At 63.2% G+C, this 4,000-nt stretch carries 4 protein-coding genes and 1 pseudogene; 4 read left to right on the forward strand and 1 reads right to left on the reverse strand.

Annotated features, from left to right (window positions below; genetic code table 11):
- Positions 1-325: pseudogene (locus tag VFW69_RS00845) on the forward strand (MFS transporter); the annotation flags it as partial.
- Positions 322-693, forward strand: coding sequence for a CocE/NonD family hydrolase C-terminal non-catalytic domain-containing protein (locus VFW69_RS00850; RefSeq protein WP_526497183.1), 372 nt, complete (start codon positions 322-324; stop codon positions 691-693). The pseudogene VFW69_RS00845 and the gene VFW69_RS00850, both read left to right, overlap by 4 nt.
- A gap of 311 nt (positions 694-1,004) precedes the next feature.
- Here the strand turns inward: VFW69_RS00850 and VFW69_RS00855 are convergent, their stop codons facing one another.
- Positions 1,005-2,060, reverse strand: a complete 1,056-nt coding sequence (locus VFW69_RS00855) for an ANTAR domain-containing protein (RefSeq protein WP_526497185.1) — start codon at positions 2,058-2,060, stop codon at positions 1,005-1,007.
- 594 nt (positions 2,061-2,654) lie between these two features.
- On the opposite strand from VFW69_RS00855, the gene VFW69_RS00860 reads away from it, so the two are divergent.
- Positions 2,655-3,401: a GAF domain-containing protein gene (locus VFW69_RS00860; protein WP_526497187.1), complete on the forward strand. Its 747-nt coding sequence runs from the start codon at positions 2,655-2,657 to the stop codon at positions 3,399-3,401.
- A gap of 339 nt (positions 3,402-3,740) precedes the next feature.
- On the forward strand, positions 3,741-4,000 hold a 260-nt coding region (locus VFW69_RS00865; RefSeq protein WP_526497189.1), incomplete at its 3' end, for an NAD-dependent epimerase/dehydratase family protein.

The following is a 4,000-nucleotide window of genomic DNA, read 5'->3' on the forward strand; positions in this document are numbered from 1 at the left end:
GAACTCGCCTCTCGCCGTAGCGTTCATGCTCGTCGCGGCAGCGATCACAGGCGACAACGGGTTGCCGTTCATCGCGATCCCCGAATATGCCGGGCGGTACTGGAGCGGGCGCGCACTGGGCACCCAGCACACTGCCGAGCGGGTGACGTTCGCCGTCGCACCGCCAGTGTTCGGCGAACTAATCACCGCGACCGGTTACCCGCTGGCGTACGCGATGTCCGGATTGCTCGCGCTGGCGGCGCTGCCGTTCATCCCGGTCGGCTCCCGCGCCAACGCTGGCACACCGTCACGGGCCACAGCTGACGACCGCCCAACCGTACGATGAGATTTCGCATCAGGCGCGGCCTGGCGGCGTTCCGGGCGGTCACGAGCACCCAGGCAGGGCTCGGTCACTCGCGTGGGTCGACCCGTCGCGATGCGCTTACCTGTGCTGCCGGGTTCAGACCGAAATGGCGGAACCGTGTCGAGAAACTGAACCCCGGTCAGGTCGTCGAAGTCGAAATCGACCTGTTACCAATAGGCTTGGTGTTCCACCCCGGCGAGCAGCTTCGGCAGATCATCAGCGCGCAAAACCTGTTCGGCTCATGGATGCCCGGCCTACGGGAATACACGCCGCAAAACAGTGGACAGCACATCATCCATACGGGCGGCGATCGCGCCTCGTATCTCCAGCTCCCCCTCAAGCCCGCATAAGGTCGGCGCAGATCACGCCGTACTGGAACCATCCACCATGGCCTTCGTAACCTGAAGCACTCCAACCAGTTTGGAAATTAAAGGAATCCGATCCTTCACGACGCGATGACTTGGGTGTCAAGGTCATAAGTGCGGCTCTTAAGGACACGTAGATGATTACTATTGATTTGCCGACCAGTTGGGGCCGGTGGGGTGATGGCGATCAACTTGGTTCGTTGCATTTGATCGATGCGCGGGCGCGGGCACGTGTCATGGCCGGCGTTGTTGGCCTTGATCCTAAGGGGCGTCGCCGTCTGGCGATCGGCGCCCGTTCAATGGCCCGCCGGGGTAACCGGCGGCGGTGAGCAGTGCGCTGGCATAGACCGGGTCAGTCGCTGCAAGGCCGCCGTCACCGAACGCGAGGTAGGTAGCTCATGGTGATGACCTGCGACTCGCAGCATCATGTCGACCGCGTCGCTGCTTACCAGTGCCCAGTCCAGCTCAGCCTTCACGCATTGTTCGTCGATGCTTTGGAGTAGGCGAAGTCCAGCGACGCTGAGGAACTGAACTTCACTGAGGTCAAGGACCAGCATGCGGCCAATGGAAATCAGACCGGCGACGTAACGCCGCACGTCGCCCACGTTACCTGCGTCGATTTCGCCGCTGATGCCGGCGATGGTCGCTGGCGGTCGCAACCGGACGCCGGAAACATCACCTGCTGGCCCGATGGCAGTTGAGCGTCTCTGAGCCGAGTGTTCGTTTTCGGCGATCAGCCAATGGGCAACGTCGACGAGTTTGAGATTGGTCTGCTGGGAAGCGGCGACCAGCATGTCGAATGCCCGCACGGCGGTGGTGCGATGACGCACCATGAGTATGCCCTTGGCCTGCCCGATCACATCGCGACTGACAATGGCTTGATTTAGGCCCTGGCGTTCGCTGGCCGCGTGCAGCGCGGTCGCGGCGTGGGCGGCGAACACGTCGGCGATGGTCTGGTCCTGGGCGCTGAATCCGTGCGGCACAGTGGAGTACAGGTTCAGCACGCCGAGCGTCTTTTCTGCCGCGAACAGTCGCATCGCGAGCATGCTACCCACCCCCAGTTGCAGTGCGGCCGAAGCGAAGTCGGGCCAGCGGCCGTCACTGGCCATGTCCGGAACGTTGACGGTGCGCAACCGTCGGAGCGCCTCGATGCTGGGCCCGTGTTGCAAGCCGGCTTGCAGCTGTTCCAGCTCATGCGCGATCGCTTGGGTGGAGGCGTGGGCGACCATTCGGTCCCCGCTGACCACTCGGCTGATGCTCGCACAAGCGGCATTGGGCACGGCCGCCACCACCGCGGCGGTGATCGCGGTCAAGGTCGCGTCAGCATCGGGCTTGGCGGCTAGCCCGCGCACGCCAGCTCTCCGATCACCCGCCAACTCGGTCCCCGCCTCATCCAAACCATGCTCGGTTCGAGGAGCCGCTTGAGCAAAACCCGGAGATTCACAATCAAGGGTGTCGTACGTGCAGTTGCAGTTCCCCATGTGCTGTCGCCCCTCATCGCTGTCGATATAGGTCGACTGCCGGGGTCAGGGACAGCGCTCTCAAGCCGCGCACCGCCTGGCTAATACTCCAGCTGCAACTTCTCAACCCGGCGAGCGGACACTTCCGTCACCATCGTTGCAGCATTTCCGACGCCTGTCGAGCAACTGATGCGTAATCGACGCACCGGCCCAACGGAATGGTTCCTCCTCCCAGCGCGCGTAGCCTGAGCTATGGGCTCTGCACGGCTTGGCATCATTTCAATCGAAGACGCGAGCGGAGCAAGAGCGCAATGTAGGCTCGTCGTGAAAGCGATTCAGTGAGAAGCGATGAGCACTCCCCCCGCCGACGTTGCCGAATCACGCGCGTGCGCGCGACGATCGCCTACGTGCGTGCGGATATCCGGCGGAGCTTCTGCCCTCGCGAAACGCGAACCCCGGAAGGGCAGTTGAGCTGCGATGGACGCCATGTCGCCGTCACCCGAACAGCGCGAATCCCGCCTCGTGCGAGCTTTCGTCGAGTTGGCCGACACCCTCGTTGACGACTACGACATCGCTGAAGTGTTGCACCAACTCACTCAACGCTGCGTTCAGCTGCTGGGCGTGGCCGCGGCGGGTCTGCTGCTTTCAGACCAGCGCGGCAACCTGCAAATTTTGGCCTCCTCCACCGAACGCACCCGGTTGCTGGAACTGTTCCAGCTGCAGGCCAACGAGGGCCCCTGCCTGGACTGTTTCCACACGGGACAACGGGTGCTGATCGGCGACATCACCGCCGAGCACACCCGCTGGCCCGCCTTCGCCCAGGAAGTGGCGCGGGAGGGGTTTCACAGCGTGCACGCGGTTCCGCTGCGTCTGCGTCGCGAGGTCATCGGCGCACTGAACCTTTTCGGCACCGAGCCGGGCCGCCTCGCCGAGGCGGACCTTCTAGTGGCTCAAGCCCTGGCCGATACCGCCACCATCGGCATCCTGTCCGAACGCGCCATCCGTCGCGGTGAAGTGCTCACGGGACAACTACAAACCGCGCTGAAAAACCGAATCACCATCGAACAAGCCAAAGGCCTGCTCGCGCACGCCGGAAACCTCGACATGGACGAAGCCTTTCAAGCTCTCCGCAGCTACGGGCGCGCCCACGCGACTCGGCTATCCGAAATCGCCCACCAGCTCACCACCGGCACCCTGGACCCCGCCGACATTCTCAGTCACCAATCTCGGTGACCAGCGCGTCGATGCCCTTGCTCGACGATGGAATTGGACCCGGGTTTCACCTCAACGCAACCCAGATCGTTTGAGCCACGGCCGCACCAGGTTTCACCGCCGATGACACCTTGGACCGCACTCACTGGAAGCTGCGTGATGAGTGCTCATTGTGATACCGGCGAGCCACGCAGCTGTTAATGCACCGCCCAATTTTGAAGCGTTTTTGCATCGATGGCGGTGTGGGGAGTCTGCGATGGGGTACACCGGCGTGATCAGCACTTGTCAACTCAGTCAGACAGGGAGCCCCGCTGCCTGCCATGCCACGTGGTGCCCCCGGTGAGAAAGCGAACCCTAATCATGCGAAAGCGCATCGTCGTCATTGGAGCCAGCGGCAACGTCGGAACCGCGCTGCTGCGTAATCTGTGCGGCGCCGCGCATCAGCTGATCGGAGTCGTGCGCCGGCCTCCCGAGCCGAAAGGCGTTTACGGCGAAGCACAATGGCTACGGCTCGACGTCGCGGACCGAGAGGCGGCACGCGATCTGGGTCGCGTATTCGACGGCGCCGATTCTGTGGTGCATCTGGCCTGGGGATTTCAACCCACCCGCAACGCGAAATA

It is taken from the genome of Mycobacterium sp., assembly GCF_036273375.1.
Lineage (GTDB): Bacteria > Actinomycetota > Actinomycetes > Mycobacteriales > Mycobacteriaceae > Mycobacterium.

Excerpts from the sequence above, each read along its gene's own strand:
- VFW69_RS00850 (WP_526497183.1), top strand. The coding sequence starts at position 322 with ATGAGATTTCGCATCAGGCGCGGCCTGGCGGCGTTCCGGGCGGTCACG.
- VFW69_RS00860 (WP_526497187.1), top strand. The coding sequence starts at position 2,655 with ATGTCGCCGTCACCCGAACAGCGCGAATCCCGCCTCGTGCGAGCTTTC.